This is a genomic window from Streptomyces diastatochromogenes, assembly GCF_002242805.1.
Lineage (GTDB): Bacteria > Actinomycetota > Actinomycetes > Streptomycetales > Streptomycetaceae > Streptomyces > Streptomyces diastatochromogenes.
Map to the genome: position 1 here is coordinate 38928 of NZ_MCGQ01000001.1, position 21052 is coordinate 59979.

Below are 21052 nucleotides of genomic sequence, written 5' to 3' on the forward strand. Positions count from 1 at the left end.
ACTCCATCAGCCGCCGTCCTGGCGGTGAAGTCCCCAGGGCTCAGGCGGCTTTCAGGCAGGATTCACCGGCCACGGCGGACCTGGGCCCGGCCATGCCCGCATCCGCTGCTCTTCCGGGCCGCTCGGTCAGCCGTCCCTGGGCGTCGCGGGAACCGGGAGCGGGTGGGGTAGCGGCAGAGCGTCGCACGGGCGAACACTCGCACGGTGTCGATCGTTTGTGCGAGGTCGGGGATCGCGTGTATGCCCGGGCTGTACGGCGCGGCCGCGTGCCGCGCTGGGACGCGGAGGCGGTGCCCTGCCTGCTGGAGCTTGCCCTGCTGCACCCCGACCCCGACGACGGGGACTGGCTGGTGCCGACCACCCCCAATGAGATCATGGCCCGGCTGCTGCGCGGCGTCTACGACGAGGTCAGGGAGAGCCAGCAGCGGGTGGGTTCGGCGGTGGCAGCCTTCGAATGGTATGCCGGTCTGGGCCGCCAGGCGCAGGCCGCCCCGACGTCCGTCGAAGGCACGGCGATCCGGGTCCTGGACGGGCAATCACGCATCCAGGCCGCGCTGGACGAGGCTACCCGGGCCTCCACAACCGAGGTCCTCACCATCCAGCCCGCCGGTATCCCCCGCGAGCACGAACTCGCGGAGGGCCTGCACCGGGCGCTGGAGCTGCGCGGCCGGGGCGTCCGTATGCGCGACCTGTACACACACGTCGCCCGCCACAGCCAGCGCCTGCTCAACCACCTGGAGCTCATGGGCGGCTCGGTCGAGGCACGCACCCTCGACGAGGTAGCCGAGCGTCTGATCCTCTTCGACCGCACGGTGGCCTTCATCCCGGCCAACGCCGACCGCACGATGGCTCTGGAACTGCGCCATCCGGCCCTGGTCGATTACTTGGCCACCGTCTTCGAGCGCCTCTGGCGGCTCGCCGTCCCACTGACCGCCCCCCTGTCCGACACCTCCATCGAGGGCATCTCCCACCGCGAGCAGTCCATCGCCGCGCTACTCGCCGAGGGCCACCAGGACGCGGTGATCGCCGAACGACTCGGCATCAGCGTCCGCACCTGCCGCGCCCATATCGCCCGCCTATCGGAAACCCTCGGCGCAGCCAGCCGCACGCAGCTCGGCGTGCGCATCGCCCAGATGGGCCTGGACGGATCAACACGGTACGCCGAGACCATCAGCGCAGGAGGCAACGACTCCGAGGATGCGGACCAGGAGGAGATGAGCAGTTCCTCCAGCCGATGGCACCGATGACCGGCGCGCACCCGGGGGCGTGCTCAGGATTTCGTCCGCACCATGCGGCGGCCGTCGCACCCCACTGCCAAGTCCCCCGCAGCGAGGACGGTGTCCGCCGGGGCGCGGTGCTCCTGAAGGCTGATCAGAGTGGGCAGGACCTGCGGGGCGCGGGTGACGTGAGCACTCTCGGAGAGCAGCAGCGGGAAAGACAGCTGCGCAGGCACGGTGTTGCCGGCCGCAGTTGGGAGATCCACCAGCTCCGCGGCCAGGACCTCGCGGTCGTCGGAAGCCAGCACACTGAGGAACCGGTCCGTGGAGACACCGGCACCCTGGGACACGCTCACAACCTCCAGCCGGAACCGCCCACACTGCAACTCCCCCTGGCTGGCCGCGTGCGCCCGCACCCCGACCTCCAAGTGCGGCGGCACCCCCGAGGCTCGTCGGGCCCCACGTCCAGGGCCGCAACCAGTTCGTTGGTCGCGGCCGTCGAGCGCGGCGGCTCGAGTAGCTGTTGTCGCTGAACGGCCCATCGGCCTGGTGGTGTTTGCGCCGGTGTGCGCTGAATGGATTTTCAAGCGACGGCGCGCGCTGTATCAGGATGACTTACCGGCAACATTTGTCGCATTCCGTCAAAACACGCTCAGGTTTTTACATCGCCTTGCCACCTGCGGTCAGAAAAGGGCCCGGGCCCTTGGTTTTCGCGCGCTGATGCGGCGGCTTACCCGTTACTGCCTCACTCTGATGGCCGAGCGAGGCAGGCACACGCTAATCTCGCGCCGGAGATAGGTCCCGGCCCCGAGGCTGGCACCGAAAGACCGGGAACCCCTCCGCATTTTGACCAACCATCAATTCGACAAGGAAAGAGATGACTGATCCCCGCGTTGTCACCGGCACCGTGGTGTCCGGGACGCCTCTGGACGGTAGCAATGCCGACAGGAATTACGCACGCCTGCGTGCCTTCGCTGTCACGCTGGGCTTGGGCCCGATTGTCGTGCTTGTTCTGTCCTTCGTTCTGTCGCGCTCTGAGTGGCCTGCTGCCGCGTGCGTCGCATTCGCGATGACCGCGGCGGCCGCGGCTCGCGCGTCCCGGATCGAGTTCCTGTGGGCGCGCCTCGACTGAGCCGGCCGTGAGGGGATGGTGCCGGGCAGCGTCAGCGCTGTCCGGTACCACCTGGCCATGCCGGTGCTGCGGCGCCGGCGCACCGGATCGAGGTCGGGAGAGGACTGCGTGGTGACGGATCGTTGGTCGCAGGCGGACACGTGCGTGGTATGTGCGGGTCCCCTGGTGCAGAACACGGGTGCAGGCCGGCGCCGCCGGTACTGTGGCACGGCATGCCGCCGTCGGGCTCAGCGGCAGCGGCAGGCGCGCCAGAGTGCGGTCGCTGAACAGCAGGGCCCGTTGGGCCGCGCGGTGGCCACGGAGGTCCACCGGCTGGCCGGGCAGCTTTTGGCCAGCGAGCTGCGCCAGGAGGAACTGGCCACGCTGCTGGAACGCACCGAGGCGATCCGCCGCGAGTTGGATATCTACACCGCGGCTGCGGTCCAGGACGCCCGGCACCGGGGTGAGAAATGGGATGCGGTGGCCCGGGCCGCGCATGTCGCGCCGGAGACGGCGCGCGCCCGGTGGGGACCGGAGCGGGTGGCCCGGATGATGGTCCTGCATGCCAATGACAAGCGGGCCGCTCCCGCCCGGTGGCGTTCCGCGCGCCCTGTAGCGGCTGCGGAGGCATGGGAGGACACGGACGCTGATCAGACGGATCATGCCGCCAGTCCGGTCGGTCAGCTGGCATCGGCGCTGGCACAGCTTCAGGTCAGCAGTGGCAAGACGATCCGGGAAGTCGCCGACCTCACCATGCTGTCGCCGTCGTTCATTTCCCGGGTCCTGTCCGGTGACCGCCTGCCGACCTGGGACCTGGTGTGCGCGCTGACCGACATCTTCGGCTCGGATCCTGCCGAGTTGCGGGTGCTGTTCGAAGCCGCGCACGGGGTGACGGCACCGCAACGCCAGCCCGTCACCGCGGCCATCGAGCAGCTGCATGCCGCCGTACGGGGGCTGTACCTGGCAGCCAAGTCGCCCTCGGCCGACCAGATTGAAGCACTGAGTGCCAAAGCCGTCACTGCTGCAGCAGCTCGCCGCCTGCTGAGGGGCGTGGACGTCCCGGAATGGGAGGTTCTGTCGGCTCTCGTCAGCACGTTGGGCGGCCGGCCCGCGGAAGTCAAACCCCTGTGGGAGGCGGTGCACTACGCATTCTTGATGTGCGACGACCCGCGTCTGCCGGACGGCACCACGCACATCACGGCGCTTGGAGAGCGCCAGTGACCGCACGCAGAGCCCCGTCCCTCACCCCACGGCCCTCTCACACCCGCACCGGCGTGCGCCGTGATCCGCATCCTGGCCATGGCGGCCTTCGGGCCGAGCGTGCCGCCGTGGCCGCTTTCGCCGCTTTCCGCGAACGTCAATTTGAGCCGTATCTGCAGTACGCAGCACTGCGGATCGGTCAACCTTGCGCGGCCGAGAAAGCTGTCGCTGCGGCCTTCACCGAACTGGCGGTGTCGTGGACCGTCGTCCTGGGCAGCTCCGGCCCGGCCGCTGTCGCCTGGGACATCCTCCACGATCACATCGACCACGCTCTGGGCCTTGAGACACAGACCTCGCCGTCCGGGCGGACCGTGCGATCCCTTCAGCTGGACGCCCACGTGCTGCACCGCAGGCTGCGGCTCAGTTCGGAACGGGTTGCCGAGGTACTCGGCGTAGCGCTCGAGGACCTTGCCAGCCTGCTGCCCTCCCCCGCCGCTCCGATGGAGTGACAATCGGCCACTTCACGGCGCGCCGATGTGACTCGCGTCACTACACTGTGCCGTCTCGGCGCCGGATGGCGGTGTGCGGGCAGGAGGGGGACACGGGTGAGCTTGCCGTACGGAGTGGATGTCTCGGTTCCGAGTGTGGCCCGGATGTACGACAGTCTGCTGGGCGGCCGGGACAATTACCCCGCTGACCGCGCGGCCTGCAGCGCACTCCTCGAACAAGTGCCCAGCATGAGGGAACTCGCCCTGAACAACCGCCAGTTCCTGCGCCGGGTCGTGCACACGCTGGCCGCCCATTACGGCATCCGCCAGTTCATCGATCACGGATCGGGCCTGCCCACCCAGGACAACGTCCACGAGATCGCGCAGCGCGTCGACCCTGCAAGCCGGGTGGTGTACATCGACAACGACCCCAGCGTCCGCGCCATGGGCGGCGTCTTGTTGGAGACCAATGAGCGCACCGCCGTGCTCCAGGCCGACATGCGCGACACCGGGGAGATCTTCGACAGCGAGCCCGTGCGCCGGCTCATCGACCTCGATGAACCGGTGGCGGCCCTGTTCGTGTCCGTGCTGCACTGCATCCCCGACAGCAGCCGGCCCGGCGAGCTGATCGCCCACGTCGCGGACAGGCTGCCTTCCGGCAGCATGATGGTGGTCTGCCAGTTGGTCAGCGACTCCCCCAAGATCCGCGACTTCGTCACCGGCTTCATGGACGAACAGACCCAGGGGCACTGGGGCCGCGTACGCGAGAAATCGGATGTCGCGGCCTTCTGCGCGCCCCTGGAGCTAGTGGACCCAGGGCTGACAGAAGTCTCCGCCTGGCGGCCCGGCCACGACGATGTCCCCGCTCAACTCACCTGGGAATGGGAGGAGTACGGGGGCGTGGGCTTCGTCCGCCACTGAGCAGCGCGGATACGGCGGCACCTCGGCGTCACCGCCAGGCCTCCAGCGCCTCCTGCAGCAGCGAGGGAGTCTGCTCCACCGGGCTCGCCACCCCGCACAGCTGGTTGAGAACCGCCTGGTACCGCTCGGACTCCGACGGCTTCTCGCGGTAGACGGCCCCCTCGTACTGCTCCAGGTACACCAGGTCGGGCAGGTATTCGGGGGCGAAGAACCGCAGGTGCACGATCGGATGCCCGATCGCGCCGGCCGCCCCCACCGACAGGGGGGCGATCTGCAGGCGAAGCCGGAAACGCAGATCCTCCAGCAAGGCGAGCAGATGCTTGATCTGCCGGTACATGACGCCGGGGCTACCGACCGGGCGCCGGAAGACCTCGGAGTCCATCACTGCCAGTAGCGTCGGCGGGTCGGTTTCGCGCCGCAGCATGCCGATGCGCTGCACGCGCAGGCTCACGCGGTCTGCGATCTCCTTCGCCGGCAGGGTCGGGTGCGTTGCCCGGATCACGATCTGGGCATATTCCTCGGTCTGCAGCCATCCCGGGACCAGCTGCGGCTCGTAGGAAAGAATGCGCCGGGCCGCGGGTTCCATGGCCAGCAGCGGGCGCAGGGTGGTCGGTGCGGCGTGGGCATACGGCTGCCACACCTCGGGTTTTGCAGCCTCCTGCATGAGCGCCGTGATCCGCTGCCGCTCCACAGGGTCGCGCACGCCGTACTCGTCCAGCAGCCGCTCCACCTCCGCTGGCTTGAGGGCGGTGAGGCCGGTCTCCAGGCGGCTGATGGTCGATTCGGAGGCGTCGATACACCGGGCGGCCTGCCGCGGACCGATCCGGGCGTAGTCGCGGCAGCGCCGCAGATGCCCCGCGAGCGCCCTGCGGTGGGCAGCTGCGCCCCACTCCGGCCGGTGCGGAAATCCGAGAATGGAAGGCGCCTTCTGCTCGGCTGCCATACCAGGCACTCCTATCGAACTGTTCAGGGAGCCCGAGTATGGCAGCCGCACCTCACCGGTGTCAGGAAGTGGCCATGTCTCTACCGGCTGTTACGAGAGGGTGAAGTCGAACTCCCCCTCCCTGACCCCCGCGAAGAATGCTGCGATCTCCTCTCGCGTATAGACGAGGGCGGGTCCCTGGGGGAAACGGGAGTTACGCATAGCCACGTCCCCGCCGGGAAGGGAAGCAACCTCCACGCAGTTCCCATTGCCCCCGCTGTGGCGGCTCTTGCACCATGCAACACCCTCAATCATGTCCGCACCGACACCGTTTTCCACCCGCTGCATACCGACCGCGCCTCTCCAAGTCTTTTCTCGGCCAGCGATGACCCGGACCGCCGACCGACCGCGTGTACGAATTAAGTGGTCCTGCAATTGCAGGACCACACTTGCAGGAACGATGAACAGGCCGGAATAGTGACGGTCAAGACGGCACGCCAGGCTTGACACGGCAAACCAGGTTCCGGGGGACGGACGATGACGCCACGTCACAACGACAACATTCAGCCACTGCCCGCGCCTAGATCGCCCTGTGCCCGGGAGCTACCCATGTTCCTCGGCGATCCACCCGCGTACACTCCCAATCTGGCCGTCCGTACCGGCCTGGGCAGCACCCCGTTCGCCGCACGGCGCATCCCCGCCGCCACCAACTGCTGCTACGTAGCACGGCAGTTCACCCGCCAGACCCTGCGCAGCTGGAACCTGAACGGGATCTGCGACGACACCGTCCAAGTCGCCTCCGAACTCGTCGCGAACGCCGTCCGCCACGGCCGGGTACGCATCCTTCGCCCAGACAGTCCGCAGGCCGCTGTCTGGCTCGCACTCGCCCTGCGCCCACACACCCTCTTGTGCATCGTCCGCGATCCCAGCCGGCGCCGTCCCCTGCTCGCATTCCCCGCGCCCATGGCCGAACGCAACCGCGGACTGCCCATCGTCAACGCCCTCAGCAGCACATGGGGCTGGACAGCAGACACCCGCGCCAGGGGAAAGTCCGTCTGGGCTCGACTCTCACTCCCCGAGACCTGACACGGCGTCGATGGACGGATCGTTGACGGTGCCGCGCGCGAGCGCCAGCAGATCCCGAGAACGGCGAGAATGGTCGCTAGTGCTCTGACCGGGAAGGTTCACCGAGGAAGCGTGCCAAGGAGTCTCCTGATCATGCCCGTTGCCGAGGCCCTGGATCGCCGACGTGGTCCGTGAATTGCAGGCTGAGGGCCGATGCCCTCCACGGCCTGTATGGCTACGACGTCGCGCCTTCTCACCGACCCGAGCCTGCTTCCGCGAACCCGAGTCGCGGGAAGCATCGTCCATCGCCCGCGCCGACCAGCAGGCCCTCCTCCGGTGCGCCGAGCCTCCCCGGTCCCCGAACCGCTCGCGGAACTTCTGTTCCGCTGGATCGACAGCCGGGACAACTTGAGCACCGCGACAATCCATGCCTCACGGTGGCTGTTCCCTGGCCGCCGAGCCGGGCAACCGCTCCACCCCGACGTCCTTGCGGTCCTCCTCAACGACCTTGGCATCCCCACCACCGCCGGCCGCACCGCCGCGATCCGGCAGCACGTGCTGGAGACGCCCGCCCCAGTCGTCGCGGAAGCTCTGAGCTACCACCGGGGTGACCACGGCCAAACTGGCCTCCGAAGCCGGAGGCACCTGGAGCCGATACGCCTCTGAAGACCACTGGCGGTCACCACCAGGCTAGACCCCTCGGAGAACTGATGACAGTTGAATACGCGAGCGAGCGCGCCGGTATCACCCCCCGCTTCGAGCGCAGCAGTGCGCTGTTTACCTGCGCCAAGGTGCGAGGGCCGTGGTGGCTATTTACGGTTGCTTCAGTGATGACCGCTGGTTGCGAGGAGGCGCAACGTGCTGACCGAGGCATTGGCGATGCTTGCTGCCGCTGGCGGTACAGCCGTGGTGCAGGCCGCGGGGAACGACGCGTGGACCGGGTTGCGTCAGCAGCTGGCCCGCTGGTTCGGCCGCGGTGACACCGAGCGCGAACGGGCAGAACTCGAGCGCCTGGACCAGACGGCACAAGCCCTGGAGCAGGCCGACGGAGAGCAAGCTGAGCGGGAGCAAATTCGCCAGGAGGCATCTTGGCAGACCCGCATCGAGAACGCATTGGAAAGCCTCGACGACCAGGAGCGCGAAAAGGCCGCGACCTCCTTGCGGTCCCTGCTCGCCCAGGCTGTCCCAGGCAGCCTCCAGATCTCGGCCGCGGCGGGCGGCGTCGCCGCAGGCGGTGATATCACCACAACAGCTGACCACGGTTCCATCGCCGCTGCGGTGATCGAAGGGGGCGCGCAGATCGGCACCCCCTCTCCGGCAAACCCGAGCCGCAGTGAAGGGGCGGGCCCCGAACGCCCCCCCATGCCGGATCCGTCCCAGGGCTGAGCGGACCGGCAACCACAAGCCCACCTGCTGGCCCCCGACACGAGGGCGACACATTCGCCAACATCCGGATCCAGGCAACAGACCAGAGCATCGCGGCGTACCGCATCGACCATGTCTCCTATCACGCCCCACCCCGCCGCCCGGTGACCTGGCCCCACCAGGTCGGTGTGCCGCCCAGGCAGGCCGACTGCTTCCAGGACCGCGCCTCAGCCCAAGCGCTCGGAGCCGCCCTGGCAGACCCGGGGACGACGGTTCGGTGTCACGTGCTGGCCGGGATGGGTGGGACGGGCAAGACCCAGCTCGCCGCCCACTATGCCCGGCGGGCATTGCAAGCGGACCATGTCGATCTGCTGGTGTGGGTGAGTGCCGCCACCCGCTCGGCCGTCATCGACACCTACGCCCAGGCCGCAGTCGCCATTCTCGACGCAGACCCCTCCGGCCCCGAAGCCGCTGCGACGGCGTTCTTGGCCTGGTTGGAACCCAAGGCCTCAGCCACGCCGGCCTCTAGCAGCTCCGCCGCCGGACAAGCCGGGGCCAGCAGCCCGAGATGGCTCGTCGTGCTGGACGACCTGACCGACCCGGTCGATCTGAGGGGTCTGTGGCCCCCCTCCAGCCCACATGGCCGCACCCTGGTCACGACCCGCCGGCGCGACGCCGCGCTCACCGGCCGCACCTGCCAACTCGTCACCGTGGACCTGTTTACTACCGATGAATCCATCGCCTACCTGACCGAGGTACTTGCCGCCCGCGACCGCCACGAACCCGCAGAGCAGCTCACCGCCCTCGCCGCTGACCTTGGGCACCTGCCCCTGGCCCTGTCACAGGCCGCCGCCTATCTCACAGACACCGGCCTTGACTGCACCGCCTACCGCCAACTACTCGCCGACCGCACCGCCACGCTGACACAGGCACTCCCTGAGGCAGCAGTCCTGCCAGACGACCAGAGCACCACCGTAGCTGCCGTATGGGAATTGGCCATCGAACGAGCCGATCGCTTCCGCCCAGCCGGCTACGCCCGTCCCATGCTCCAGTTGCTCGCCCTCCTCGACTCCAGTGGCATCCCTGAAACCGTCCTGACCAGCCTCCCCGCTCTACAACACCTCGCGGCGCACCGCACACCCCACCACGACCTGACCGACAGCCACGCAACAGCCGGCACCGCAACTGGTGCACTACAGGCCATGCGCCGCCTCAGCCTCATCGACTACACCCCCAACAACCGCCACCAAACAGTCGGGATCCACCAGCTCATCCAGCGCAGCATCCGCGACGCCATCCTCGACCATCAGCTGAACCACCTCGCCCGCACCGCGGCCGACGCCCTACTCGCCGCCTGGCCTGACATCGAACGCGACACCCTCCTCGCCCAGGCACTGCGTGCCAACACCGATGCCCTCACCCACCACGCCGAAGACGCCCTCTGGCAGCCCGAAATCCATCCCGTTCTGTACCGGACAGGACGAAGTCTCGTCGAGTTCGGCCAGACCACTGCAGCCATCACCCACTACGAACACCTGGCGAACAGAGCCCAGCACCTTCTCGGCCCGGACCACCCCGACACGCTCATCGCCCGACACAACCTTGCATTCGCTCGCGCCAGTGCGGGGGACGTGGCCCTCGCGCTTGCCGCGTCAGCTGAGCTGCTGGAAAGCTGCGTACGCGTGTGGGGTCCGGACCACCCCAGCACCCTCAGTATCCGTGGAAACGTTGCCTCCTGGCAGGGGAAGGCGGGAGATGTAGTCGGCGCCACCGCTGCGCTCACTAAGGTGCTCGACGAGCAGGTACGAGTCCTGGGCACAGACCACCCCGACACATTCACCACACGGCGAAACCTCGCCGATCTCGTGCCGATGGAGAATGTGGCTGACAAGGTGGCCGCATTCGAGCGCCTACTCGAAGACCAGGAACGTGTGCTGACTCCGGACCACCGAGACATCCTGGACACTCGCCACTCGGTCGCCTTCTGGCGGGGCGCGGCGGGGGATGCCGAAGGCACCGCCGCCGCATATGAGGAGCTGACCGACGAGGATGTGCGCATCCTGGGCCCGGACCACCCCGACACCGTCGCCAACCGGACACACCTCGCCTTTTGGCGGCACGAAGCGGGAGATATAGCCGGTGCTGTTGCCACGCTCGCGGAAGTGCTCGACGAGCAGGTACGCGTCCTGGGCCCAGACCACCCCAACACCCTCTCCTCCCGGCGAAACCTCGCCTACTGGCAGGGCCAGGCAGGGGACGCGGCCGGCGCAGCCGCGGCGCTCGCCGAACTGCTCGACGACCAGGTACGTGTCCTGGGCCCAGACCACCCCGACGTCTTGTTGGCCCGGCAATCGCTTGTTGTTTGGCGGCAGCGGGCGGGCGATGCGGCTGGCACCGCTGCGGCGGCTGCGGAGGTGCTCGAACATGAGGCACGTGTGCTGGGCCCAGACCACCCCGACACGCTCGCCGCCCGGAGTCACCTCGCCGACCGCCTGGGCCAGGCGGGAGACCCGGCCAGCGCAGTCGCCGTTTACAAGGAGGCTGTGAAAGACCACCTGAGGGTTTTCGGCTCGGATCACCCCGACACGCTCACCACCCGGAACGACCTCGCCTACTGGCAGGGCAAGGCAGGAGACGCGACCGGCGCTGCCGCCTCGCTTGTCGAGCTTCTGGCGGACCAGGAACGCGTTCTCGGACCGGATCACCCCGACACGCTCACCACCCGGAACGACCTCGCCCAGTGGCGCGGCGAGGCAGGGGACGCGGCCAGCGCAGCCACCGCCTTCGCGGAGCTACTGGAAGACAATCTCCGTGTACTCGGACCAGACCACCCCAGCACGCTCACAGCCCGGAGCAACCTCGCCTCATGGCTTTCCGAGGCCGGAGATGCAGTCGGCGCGGCCACCGTAACGGCGGAGCTGCTGCAAGACCGGGTACGGGTACTGGGCCCGGACCACCCCGACACCATGTGGCTCCGGAAGAGTCTTGTCGTTCTGCGCGACGAGGCGGGAGATCCAGACGGTGCCGCCGCCGCAACAGCAGAACTGCTGCAAGAGGAGATTCGAGTACTGGGACCCGACCACCCCGACACCCTCACCACCCGGAAAAACCTCGTTCACTTCCTGGGCGAGGCAGGAGACACGGCTGGCGCGGCCGACGCTTCCAGAGGGCTCCTCGAAAGCTGCCTGCGGACTCTGGGCCCAGACCACCCCGACACCCTCGAGACACGGATGGGCCTTGTCTTTTGGCAGGTCAGAGCCGGGGATCCGGCCGGTGCCGCCGCCGCAACAGCAGAACTGCTGCAGGAGCAGGTTCGAGTACTGGGACCCGACCACCCCGACACCCTCACCACCCGGCAAGGCCTTGCGCTATGGCGGGCAGATGCAGGAGACCCGGCCGGCGCAGCCAGCGCCATGGAAGAACTGCTGGCCGCGCGACTGCGTGCCCTGGGGCCCGACCACCCCGACACCCTCACAGCGCGGAACGACCTCGCCCGCTGGAGGGGCGAGGCAGGGGACGCGGCCGGCGCAGCCACCGCCTTCGCCGAACTGCTGGGAGAGAACCTCCGCGTACTGGGACCTGGCCATCCCGATACCTTCGAGGCCTGGCATGGTCTCGCCTTCTGGCGGGGCAAGACGGGGGATGCGGCTGGCGCAGCCACCGTCAGTGCGGAGCTCCTGCAGGCCTGCCTTCGCGTACTAGGTCCGGATGACTCCAGCACGCTCTTGGCCCGGAAGGCTCTTGCCCATTGGAGGGGTGAAGCGGGAGACCCGGTCGGCGCGGCTGCTGCACAGGAAGAGTTGTATCAAGCTTGCCTGCGTGCACTGGGTCCGGACCACCCCGACGCCCTCACAGCCCGGAGAGTTCTCGCCTACTGGCATGGCGAAGCAGGGGACGCTGCCGGTGCAGCCACCTCGCTGGTCAGGCTGCTTGCGGACCAGGCCCGTGTGCTCGGCCCGGACCACCCCGACACTGCCACCACCCGAAGCGATCTGGATCACTGGCGGCGCGAGGCGAGCATGGCGGCCGGCACGGTGCCGGGACCCGCCTCGCTAGAAGACCGGCCACCGGCACCGGAACCCCACACCCAAGCGGCACAAGTCGATGTCGCTCCCAGTCAGAGACCGGAGGAGGCTGCGGCCGACGCGGCTGCGAAGCTGGTGAAAGACCGGATACGTGTACTGGGAGGGGACCATCCCGACACCCTCAAGGCCCGGGCCAACCTCGCCTACAAACAGGGCATGGCAGGCGATCCCGTCCGGGCGGCTGCCACCCAGGGGGAGCTGCTGAAGGACTGCCTGCGCGTGCTGGGCCCGGACCACCCCGACACCCTCACGACTCTAGGCATCCTCGCCCACTGGCGAACCCAGGCGGGAGACGCAGCCGGGGCGGCCGCCGCCACGAAGAAACTGCTGGCTGCCCGGACCCGGGCATTGGGCCCGGACCACCCCGACACCATTACGACCTGGAAACTCCTGGCCTCTTGCCTAGGCACCGCAGGAGACGCAGCTGGCGCAGCCGCCGCCACGGAGGAACTACTGGCCGCACGAACCCGCATCCTGGGCCCGGACCATCCGGACACCCTCGCCACCCGAGAAGCCTTGGCCTACTGGCAAGCCAGAGCCAACGACGGGACTCGCTAAAACTCCCTGTAGCGAATCACAGCCTGCAGCTGGCTGATCTCAGCCGCGCATCCCCGGCCATACCAGGGGGACAGCCGGGTACACACGAGGCGATACCTGGCGCAGCGAGTCGGTGGTCGAACAGACCTGTGATGGCACCAGCTGGACGGCAAGCGAAGGGTGAGACGGTCCCCGGCGAGAGTGGCCTCGTAGAGGCAGAGGCTCGCCTGGCGTACGTCGCAGTCACCCGAGCCCGCCACCACCTGGACCCAGTCGGCCTGGCCTGGATCGACGACCACCCCGACAACCCCACAGCAGGTACAGCCTAAAATCGGATCACTGAGGGTGCTGATGCTGCTACTTGAGATATCCGCTCGTCGTCCAGGCCGAGCATCACCGCGCCGGTTCCGTGCAGGCGGACGTCGACGGTGAGGGATCCGCCGTCGAGCAGGGTGGCGAGCAGCCCGAACGTCGACAGGTCGCTGCCGAACAGGTTGTGGGAGGCCTGGATGTCCTCAGTGGTGCGTCGGCGGGCACCACGGTGGTGGGCTCTCTCGGGGCCTGGTGATGCCGCATCTGGTTCGTCGGAGCCGGTCCGCGTGGAGTGGCATGGGGCTCAGCGAGCTTCCTCGACCTGTGCGGGGGTATGTACTGCGGCCGTTGCAGGTGCCAGCAGGAGGGTGGCGGTCGGGCTGCGCGCGGGGAAGCAGGTGTGCTCGGTCTCTTGGGGGCTGTCCTCATAGCGACGGGCAGTGCAGGCTGATGGCAGATGGCCACCACGCGCAGGCCGGTGCTTCGGCGCATGTCCAGCAGCTGGTTCCAGCTCCATCTGTTCAGAGAATCGGCTCGTAGCAGGACGAGTTGGGAGACGGACAAGTCCTGGATCTGACCGGCGACACGGGGCCAGGCAAGTGTTTGGTCCCTGGCCCAGATGCGGAGCTGATCGGGTGGTTCTCCCAGCCGGGTGAGGCCGTCGACGGCGAGCGTGGTGATGCGTGGCTGGGGTGAGGGGTGGACGGCGATGCGGCCACCGCTGGGGTGATGGGCGGCCATCGCCATCCGCGTGACCGCGACATCGTCGAAGGGATCGAGAAGCACGTTGAGCGGTGGGGCCAGCGGATAGCCAATGTCCTCAGTCGCGGCGCGGCCGTTTCGGGCACAGGGCGTCGTGGATGCCGTCTTGCGTCTGCGGGGCAAGGTGTTCTCCTCAACGGCATCGGGTCGAGCGCGTCAACTGGTCCTGTGCGGGTCTTCTGCGAAGTCCCTTCAACCGCCGGACGGGGCGGTGGAGGACACGGTGGTGTCGGGCTGTTCTGCGGGGACGTGGGTCATCGGGGAGGCGGTCAGGCCCAGGGCGAACAGCAGGTCGGGGTGGGGTGCTGGCGGGCCTGTGGGGGCGAGCAGGCGCCGGTTGGTCAGCCGCGGGATCTGCTCGGCCGGAAGGTCCAGGGGCAGGGCGTGAGCGGTGCAGTGGAGCAGGTGCGCTGCGGTGGTGGCTTCGCCGGGGCTGAGCGCCGCTGCGGTGTGGCCCGTGCGGTACAGGCTGTTGAGTTGCCGGGCGGTGAGCAGTCCGGGCTGGGCGGCCAGGTGGATGGCCGTGTCGGTGTGGATGAGGCGTTGGGGGCTGTTGGCCTGGTGGAGATGGGTTTTCAGGGTGGCGGCGGCTCGTTTCAGGCGGGTGGGGTCCCATTCGAGGGCGGAGGCGAGGTCGTCGGGGTGGATGCGGCCGGTTTCGATGAGGGCGGCATGCAGGATGGCGGCGTGCGGGGCGTGTTGGGGACTGCGGTGGGGTGGCTGGTGAGGTGTGTCCGGCTGGCGGAGCAGGGATTCGGGGGGTGTATGCAGGGCGTGGGCGAGGGCTAGCAGGGCCGCGCTGTTGAGGGTCTGGGGGGTGAGGTGGGGGTCCCAGTCGGTGGTGGGGATGCCAGTCAGGGTGGTCAATTCGTCGTCGGTGAGCTGGGACTCCCGTGCGCGCGCCCGCAGAAAGGGCAGGTCGAACGCCAGGGTGGTCTGGGGGTGGGGCGGATTCGGGTGGGTCATGGGCATGCTCCGGGCGGGGCCAGGGCGGGGGTGTTGAGGTGCCAGCAGCGGGCGGCGGTGTGCCAGTCGTCTGCGGGATGAGGGTGCACGACGGCGGGGACATGGACGCTGGTATCGCGGATGAGGTGGTCGAAGCGCTCCGAGGTGCCGAAGCAGTTGGCGAACAGCCCAAGATGGTCAGCGGTGCGCGGGGTGCGGCGGCGGAATTCCAGGGCAGCGGCGAGGAGAGGGCGGGCGCGGGGCGGGATGGCGTACATGTGCCGCGGGCCAGGCGGTACACCGACGTTGATCCGGGAGTCGCGGTCGATGGCCAGGCGGGTGGTGCGCTCGTCGATGCTGGCAAGTTGGGTCATGGACAGCAAAGGCTGGGCGGTGCCGGTGAACAGCAGGGCGGCGACGGCGGCGGCACGCAGCGGGTTGGGCAACTCGCTGGTGAGGGTGTGTGCTACCCGTGGGGTAATCGGCACGGTGGTGATGCCGGGTCCGCCGTGCTCGGCGAGGTCGTCGGGCACGTTGAGCAGGAGGGCTTGGCTGAGGAAACCGGCCTGGGCGCCGCGCACCCGGGCCAGGGTGTGCTGGGGACTGGGGCTGAGGACGGTCAGCCGGGCCAGGAACAGGCGCAGGCCTTCCATGTCCTGCCAGGGGGTGGCCCCGTCCGGGCCGGCGTCCTCGGCTTGGGGCGTGTCGGGGGGTGCCGGTGGCGGGCTGTGGCGGGCCAGCCAGGTGCGGGCGGCGGCGTAGCCGGCGCGGTATTGGCCGTCGGTGTGGGCGAAGTCGAGGTTGTTTTGGCGGCGCCAACAGTCGGCGCGGAAGGCGGCAATGCCGCTGCGGGGCAGGCTGGGCAGCGGATAGGCGTGGTCGGACGGGGGCGGGCCGTGGCGTCGGCCGGTGGCGGCCGGGCCGATGGCGCTCAGGATGGCGTCGGTGCCGCGTACGGCGGTGAGATCGGTCAGGTCTGCGGCGGTGAGGCGTTCGTTAAGGCGCTGTTCGTCGGCCGGGGTGGGCGTGTGGGCGAGGAGGATCAGGTGGATGCCGGTCTCGGTGCGCCAGGTGGCCAGGCGATGGAGGCGCTCGGGGGTGAGGCGGTGGGCGCGCAGCACGATGGCTTCCTCAAGGCCCGTGTTCAGTGTCCAGCAGGTCACCGCGCGCCAGGCGGGGTCGGTGGACATCCGCTCGGCATCGGGGTGGGAGAAGCTGTCGCGGCCCATGGCTCGGAGCAGGTCCAGGGCGAGGTAGGCGAGGCTGTTGGTGTGGGGGGTGGGGTCGGTGGTGATGCGGCCGCGGTCGGGGTGGGCACGCTGGTAGGCGGCGGCGTGGATGGTGCGGTCGTCGTGGGCGTCCAGCAGCAGCGTGACGGGCGGCCGGGTTGGCGTTGTGGCGGTGAGGGCGGGTGAGGTCATGGGCGGCGTGAGGTGTCGATGCGGCGGATGACCTGCCGCAGCAGGCCGGGGTCGGGGTGGAGGGCGCCGGCGGTGGCCAGGGCACGCTGGACGTGGTGGGTCAGCAGGGCCCAGCGGCGCAGGCTGCCGTGGGCGAAGTGGCCGTCCAGCATCCAGAGATGATCCGGTGCAACGGTGTGCCACAGCGGGTGCAGGGCGAAAATGATGCGGGCGAGCTGGTCACGGGCGATCGGCAGGAGGGTCAGCCAGGCCGCGGTACGGGTGTGGAGCATCTGCTGGGCGCGCAGGGCCCGTTCACCGCGCTGTCCGGCGATCAGGACCACGCAGAGTCCGCCGGGAAGGTCGTCGTGCAGAAAGCGGAGGTATTCGAAGCAGGTGTCGGGCATCCGGTCGGCTTCGTCGACGACCACGATGCGCGGCCCGGCGCTGAGCACGCGGCGGATGAGGGAGTCAGTGGCAGCCGGGTCGGTGGGCGGGGCGCCTTTCAGTCCGAGGGCGTGGTGTAGGTGGGCACGTAGATCGGCCGGTCCTGGCCGGGCCCCCAGCCGGAGCAGGAGGTGCGCGTCGGGGAAGCAGGTGAGGGCGGTGGTGTGGACGGCGAAGGTCTTGCCGACGCCGGCGTCGCCCAGAACGCACAGGAAGCGCTGTTGCTGGTGGGCATCGGCGAGCGCGTGCCTGACTGCGGCGAGGCCGGGGGTCACGACGGTGCGGGCCCCGGCCAGGCTGAGGAAGTGTAGTTCCTGGGGCGCGGGCGCGTCTGCGAGAGGGAACGGCTGCGTGGCCGCCTCCTCTCGCAAAGCCGCCTCGGTCAGCACCGGGCCAGAGCCCAGTCGACGATGCGGTCGTCGACCTTCTCGGCGCCGAAGTGCTCCATGCCTTTCAGCACGTGCTTGGTCACCTTGACCCACTCGCGGAAGGAGCCGAGGGTGTACTGGGTGTCGATCCGCTTCAGCAGTGCCTCGTCGACGTCCCGCCACACGGGGTGGGAGTCGGGTACGGCTTTGAGGACCTCGTCCTCGGTCATGGCGAGGATCTCCAGGCGGATGTAGATCCGCGAAGCGAGCGCCGGGTCGCTCTGCAGGGTCTCGTAGGCCTCCCGGCCACCGACGAACATGATGGCGGGCTTGGGGTCGCAGTTGTCCCACAGCTTGCGCAGGAACTCGAAGTTCTCCCGCCGGTACTGCTGGGCCTCGTCGCACACGATCACGTACGGGCGCCGCGGCAGAGTCTCGCGCAGCAGTTTGTCGAACGCGGTGGGGGTACCGGGCATCTTGCAGCTGAGGTTCATCTGGTGGAACAGCTCCTCGCGCAGGTCCTTCGGGCCGGGGCGGGAGCGGGCGAAGTCCAGGGGGAGGATCAGGTCCGGGTTCATTTCCTGGATCGTGGCGCGGGTGCTGAAGCTCTTGCCGAGCCCTGCGTCGCCGTAGATCACGGACATGGCCTTCGACTCGACGGTGTCGATGACGGTGTCCTTGATCTGTAACAGGGTGTCGGTTGCGACCAGGGTGGAGTCCTCGAGGCCGAGGAAGAACTGCGGACGCAGGTCGGGGCGGCGGCGCGGTGCCGTGGCGGGCTGGCCCGCGTCCGGCGCAGCGCGGCGTTTGGGCATGTGCTTGCGTTTCGGAGCGGTGGTCATGAGGCGTCGTCCTCCGTTGAAGGAGCAGGGGTCTGGCCGGGGCGCCGCCAGGTGGGCGGGAGCGGGGTCAGGGGCTGGTAGGGCTGTTCGCGCCGTCGCGGCGGTGTGGATGGGGTGGTGCCTTCCAGTTCGGCGCGTGCCTCCTGTTCCGTCATGCGGATGGCACGGACGGGGAGTTCGGGCTGGGTGGAGGGCAGGTGGCGTTCCCGCCTGCGTTCGGCGGAGCGTTTCAAAGCCTGGCGCAGCACCTCGCTGTGCTCGTCACGGTCGCTGAGGACTGCCTTGCGCATCTCCTCGCTGGCCTCGTTGCTGAGGAGGGCCCGGCCGAGATAGCGGTTGCCACGGAAGGTATAGAGATCGATCTCGTGGTCATGGTGGGGCATCCACCGCACGCGCAGTTCCAGACCGATGCGTCCCACCCCCTTCTCCGGCATGTAGTAGCGGTTGCGGAACTCCACTCCGTGACTGGTGATCTTGTGGATCTTGTTGTCGCTCTCCAGCATGAAGCCGCGCAGTTCTTCCGGGCTGGGCTCGGGCCGGATCTCGGTGGGGTCGCTGAGCCACGCTTCAAGCGGTGTCATCCCGGTCCGTTCAAGGACGTGCTGGGTGTTGTGCTCCTCAACCCACTGGCGCAGCTTGTCGACGAACGCCTCGAAGGTCAGGGGCGGGTCCTGGTCGCCGACACGGCGACGGTGGTCGAGCAGGGGCGCCTTGGTGTAGCGGGGCAGATCAGCGAAGAACCGGGTCACACCGGTGCCGTTCAGCCGCTCGATCCCGCCCTTGTGGCGGGCGCTGCGCACCTTGTGCATCGGCACACCGAGCAGACCGAAGGTCCGCCGGACGGTCTTGGACATGAAGTCGGAGCCACCGTCGACCCTCACCAGGTGCGGCAGCCCGCCGGCGGGCCCGTACGGGGGTTCGCGCAGCACAGAGGCCCGCACGGCCGCCAGGACCGATCCGCGGTGCGCAGATCCGGCGGTGACCGCCCAGCCCATCACGTTGCTGGTGCCACGGTCCTCGAACCACGTCACCCACACGTTCGACAGCTTCTTGTCGGGCATCATCACGACGGTCGGGGCCTGCTTATGATCCCCTTCCCACACCTGGTTGCGGGCGACGGCCGGGCGCTGGAAGGCGGGATCGAAACCGCGGGCAGCTGGGATGCCTTCCCGCAGCCCGGCCATGAAACCGGGGTCAAGGTCACGGGCGATGGCGTCGTGCAGCGTGGTCAGGCCGATCGGCCTCTCCCCCGCCCGCTTGGCCTCGCGCACCAGATGCTCGTGGGTACGCTTGACGTTGCCCCGGTAGTCGGCGAGGACATCAATGATCTCTTCGGTGATCTTGAAGCGCCTGCGTTCGGGCTTCTCCGGTGAGCCGGTCTCTTCCGCCTCGGCCAGCCAGCGCCACGCCTGCCGCAGACTCACATCCACCGACTCGGCAATGAGCCTCATGTGCGCGGTGGTCAGCTCCCCCGACTCCCGCAGCCTGAGCATCTGACGAACCGCGGCAGGCCTCAGCTCGTCGCGGGGCCGACCCAGACCCGTCTCCGACTCATCGTCCACGGTGATCACCGTCGGCGGAACCTGTAAGACCAGCAGGCGAACAGCGGCGCAGCGCTCAAGTACAGCCTCCCCCGGCAGAGGTAACAGAGCGGCACGGTCGGGTGCCGCACAGCGTGGATTGAGGCTAAATGCGGCGTGACCGAATCAGAGGAGGCTGTCACTGGAACGAGTGGGCTCTGGGCCGTTTCACCTTCACTCAGCGAGAACATGCGCTATTTGATGCCGGTGATATGGCCAGGCCGTGCAGGCCCGGCCTCCCCAAGGGCGCCCTTCCGGAGTCCTTCCCCCGTGGCCTGTACTGCTCTGCATGGAGTGCCGCACTGACCGTACATGCAGCCAACTCACCAACAGGGACACGGGAACGCCCATGGCTGCCCGTAGCCCGTGGCCCTGTCTACAGCCGTCGATGCCACAGGGGACACCTACGCTCCCAGGCCCTCCACCGGTCCAGGTCATCGTCGACCCCGTGGAAGACCCCGCGCTCATGCGTGCGGCGCTGCTGGCCCATGCACCCGAACAGGGGCGTATAACCGTTCACCTTGCGCCCTCGCGGTATCCCTCACGCATGCTCTTTCAAGAGATGCTTACCCAACTGGGCAAGAATCCGTATTGGAGATCCAGCAATGAGGCCGCTGACACGCTGCGGGGACAGGCCTTTATTTGGATCACCGCGTTGGGGATCAGGCATGTCATCTTCTGTCGCGCCCACAACAGTCGGTGGGACCGAGTCTGGGAAGCCCTGCTCGCGCTGCGCCGATCCGCGAACTTGCGTCTTACCGTGCTGTGGCACCAGCCTTGGACCGGCACCCCACATCTGGCCCGCGTGCCACACCGGGTGATCAGGGCCCGGTCCGCCGCGCGGGTGGCCTTGCTGAATACGCCACAACCTCAGCGCCCAACAGAGAGTGGAACATCGCTGAAGGTGAAAGCAGTAAGCCGGCCTTTGCCAGAGCCTGTGTTCTCCGACGCCTTACCAGGACAAGCAGCGCCAAGCGGCCGCATGGATGAGCCGTTCTGTCCAGGCGCCGACACCATCCAGTATTCTCCGTCACGCCCGAACGGCCTGCGGATGCAGCCCAGCCCAGAGGTTATCGCCGGCCTGCTGCAGATCGCCGACCCGGCAATCGCCGCGATCTTGACAGCCGCAACTGTCACCGGCCTTGGTCTGCGCGCACTCTCCAACACCCGAACCTGCGACGTATCCGTAGCCGGCGACTTGCTCAAGACACATGGAGGCGTCGGCTACGACTCTCACGGGCAGTGCGCACTGCATATGATGCCGCGATGGGCCCAGCCAGTCCTCAGAGCAGGTCGGCTCGAATGCCTCACGCACTACCAGCACCCATTCGGCTACGCCAAGAAGCACGAGAAAATGCTTCAGAACGCCGCCCGCGGTATTGGGCTTTCTCTACAGACCGCTTGATCCCGAGTGATCCCGAGACAGCCGCTGACGACTATTGCAGGTACTGAACACCGGATCCGATGTGCTCCACCAAAGCAAGC

17 protein-coding genes and 1 pseudogene are annotated in these 21052 nt (G+C 68.4%); 9 read left to right on the forward strand and 9 right to left on the reverse strand.

Annotation, left to right across the window (positions count from 1 at the left end):
- Nucleotides 1-92: 92 nt before the first annotated feature.
- Nucleotides 93-1247 (forward strand): helix-turn-helix transcriptional regulator, encoded by a 1155-nt coding sequence (locus tag BEK98_RS00160; protein WP_094214326.1) that lies wholly within the window; start codon nt 93-95, stop codon nt 1245-1247.
- A 41-nt stretch (nt 1248-1288) separates the two neighbouring features.
- Here the strand turns inward: BEK98_RS00160 and BEK98_RS00165 are convergent.
- Nucleotides 1289-1707: pseudogene (locus BEK98_RS00165) on the reverse strand (lantibiotic dehydratase); the annotation flags it as partial.
- 387 nt (nt 1708-2094) lie between these two features.
- Here BEK98_RS00165 and BEK98_RS00170 point away from each other — a divergent pair.
- The 4 genes from BEK98_RS00170 (at nt 2095) to BEK98_RS00185 (ending at nt 4937) form a co-directional block, all read left to right on the forward strand.
- Nucleotides 2095-2349 carry a hypothetical protein gene (locus tag BEK98_RS00170; protein ID WP_094214245.1) on the forward strand — a complete coding sequence of 85 codons (255 nt, stop codon included), beginning with the start codon at nt 2095-2097 and terminating at the stop codon, nt 2347-2349.
- Between the two features lie 291 nt (nt 2350-2640).
- Nucleotides 2641-3549, forward strand: a complete 909-nt coding sequence (locus BEK98_RS00175; RefSeq protein ID WP_244201667.1) for a helix-turn-helix domain-containing protein — start codon at nt 2641-2643, stop codon at nt 3547-3549.
- 107 nt (nt 3550-3656) lie between these two features.
- Nucleotides 3657-4037, forward strand: coding sequence for a hypothetical protein (locus BEK98_RS00180; RefSeq protein ID WP_094214246.1), 381 nt, complete (start codon nt 3657-3659; stop codon nt 4035-4037).
- A gap of 96 nt (nt 4038-4133) precedes the next feature.
- Complete coding sequence (locus BEK98_RS00185; RefSeq protein ID WP_094214247.1) at nt 4134-4937, forward strand: SAM-dependent methyltransferase; 804 nt, start codon at nt 4134-4136, stop codon at nt 4935-4937.
- A gap of 28 nt (nt 4938-4965) precedes the next feature.
- On the opposite strand, the gene BEK98_RS00190 is transcribed toward BEK98_RS00185, so the two are convergent.
- On the reverse strand, nt 4966-5880 hold the full coding sequence (locus BEK98_RS00190; protein ID WP_094214248.1) for a helix-turn-helix domain-containing protein: 915 nt from the start codon (nt 5878-5880) through the stop codon (nt 4966-4968).
- 90 nt (nt 5881-5970) lie between these two features.
- On the reverse strand, nt 5971-6207 hold the full coding sequence (locus BEK98_RS00195) for a DUF397 domain-containing protein (RefSeq protein WP_094214249.1): 237 nt from the start codon (nt 6205-6207) through the stop codon (nt 5971-5973).
- Nucleotides 6208-6468: 261 nt separating this feature from the next.
- Here BEK98_RS00195 and BEK98_RS00200 point away from each other — a divergent pair, with 261 nt between their 5' ends.
- Nucleotides 6469-6945, forward strand: a complete 477-nt coding sequence (locus BEK98_RS00200) for an ATP-binding protein (protein WP_094214250.1) — start codon at nt 6469-6471, stop codon at nt 6943-6945.
- A 411-nt stretch (nt 6946-7356) separates the two neighbouring features.
- Here the strand turns inward: BEK98_RS00200 and BEK98_RS48825 are convergent, their stop codons facing one another.
- The gene (locus tag BEK98_RS48825; RefSeq protein ID WP_167444056.1) at nt 7357-7527 is read right to left on the reverse strand and encodes a hypothetical protein; all 171 of its coding nucleotides are present in this window, start codon (nt 7525-7527) and stop codon (nt 7357-7359) included.
- A 255-nt stretch (nt 7528-7782) separates the two neighbouring features.
- On the opposite strand from BEK98_RS48825, the gene BEK98_RS00210 reads away from it, so the two are divergent.
- Together BEK98_RS00210 and BEK98_RS00215 are read left to right on the forward strand one after the other, a co-directional pair.
- Nucleotides 7783-8310: a hypothetical protein gene (locus BEK98_RS00210; protein ID WP_094214251.1), complete on the forward strand. Its 528-nt coding sequence runs from the start codon at nt 7783-7785 to the stop codon at nt 8308-8310.
- A 263-nt stretch (nt 8311-8573) separates the two neighbouring features.
- Nucleotides 8574-12932, forward strand: a complete 4359-nt coding sequence (locus BEK98_RS00215) for a tetratricopeptide repeat protein (RefSeq protein WP_244201669.1) — start codon at nt 8574-8576, stop codon at nt 12930-12932.
- 1245 nt (nt 12933-14177) lie between these two features.
- Here the strand turns inward: BEK98_RS00215 and BEK98_RS00225 are convergent.
- The 5 genes from BEK98_RS00225 to BEK98_RS00245 form a co-directional block, all read right to left on the reverse strand.
- A complete protein-coding gene (locus BEK98_RS00225) occupies nt 14178-14951 on the reverse strand; it encodes a hypothetical protein (protein WP_094214254.1) in 774 nt (257 codons plus the stop codon).
- Nucleotides 14948-16351 carry a hypothetical protein gene (locus BEK98_RS00230; protein WP_094214255.1) on the reverse strand — a complete coding sequence of 468 codons (1404 nt, stop codon included), beginning with the start codon at nt 16349-16351 and terminating at the stop codon, nt 14948-14950. The genes BEK98_RS00225 and BEK98_RS00230 overlap by 4 nt, the downstream gene beginning before the upstream one ends.
- Nucleotides 16348-17052 (reverse strand): AAA family ATPase, encoded by a 705-nt coding sequence (locus tag BEK98_RS00235; RefSeq protein WP_244201670.1) that lies wholly within the window; start codon nt 17050-17052, stop codon nt 16348-16350. Before BEK98_RS00235 ends, BEK98_RS00230 begins: the two co-directional genes overlap by 4 nt.
- 107 nt (nt 17053-17159) lie before the next feature.
- Entirely contained in the window at nt 17160-17987 is an 828-nt protein-coding gene (locus BEK98_RS00240; protein ID WP_094214256.1) for an AAA family ATPase, read from the reverse strand.
- Complete coding sequence (locus tag BEK98_RS00245) at nt 17984-19549, reverse strand: Mu transposase C-terminal domain-containing protein (RefSeq protein ID WP_244201671.1); 1566 nt, start codon at nt 19547-19549, stop codon at nt 17984-17986. Before BEK98_RS00245 ends, BEK98_RS00240 begins: the two co-directional genes overlap by 4 nt.
- Before the next feature lie 466 nt (nt 19550-20015).
- On the opposite strand from BEK98_RS00245, the gene BEK98_RS48475 reads away from it, so the two are divergent.
- Nucleotides 20016-20972: a hypothetical protein gene (locus tag BEK98_RS48475; protein ID WP_143684053.1), complete on the forward strand. Its 957-nt coding sequence runs from the start codon at nt 20016-20018 to the stop codon at nt 20970-20972.
- Nucleotides 20973-21052: the final 80 nt, after the last annotated feature.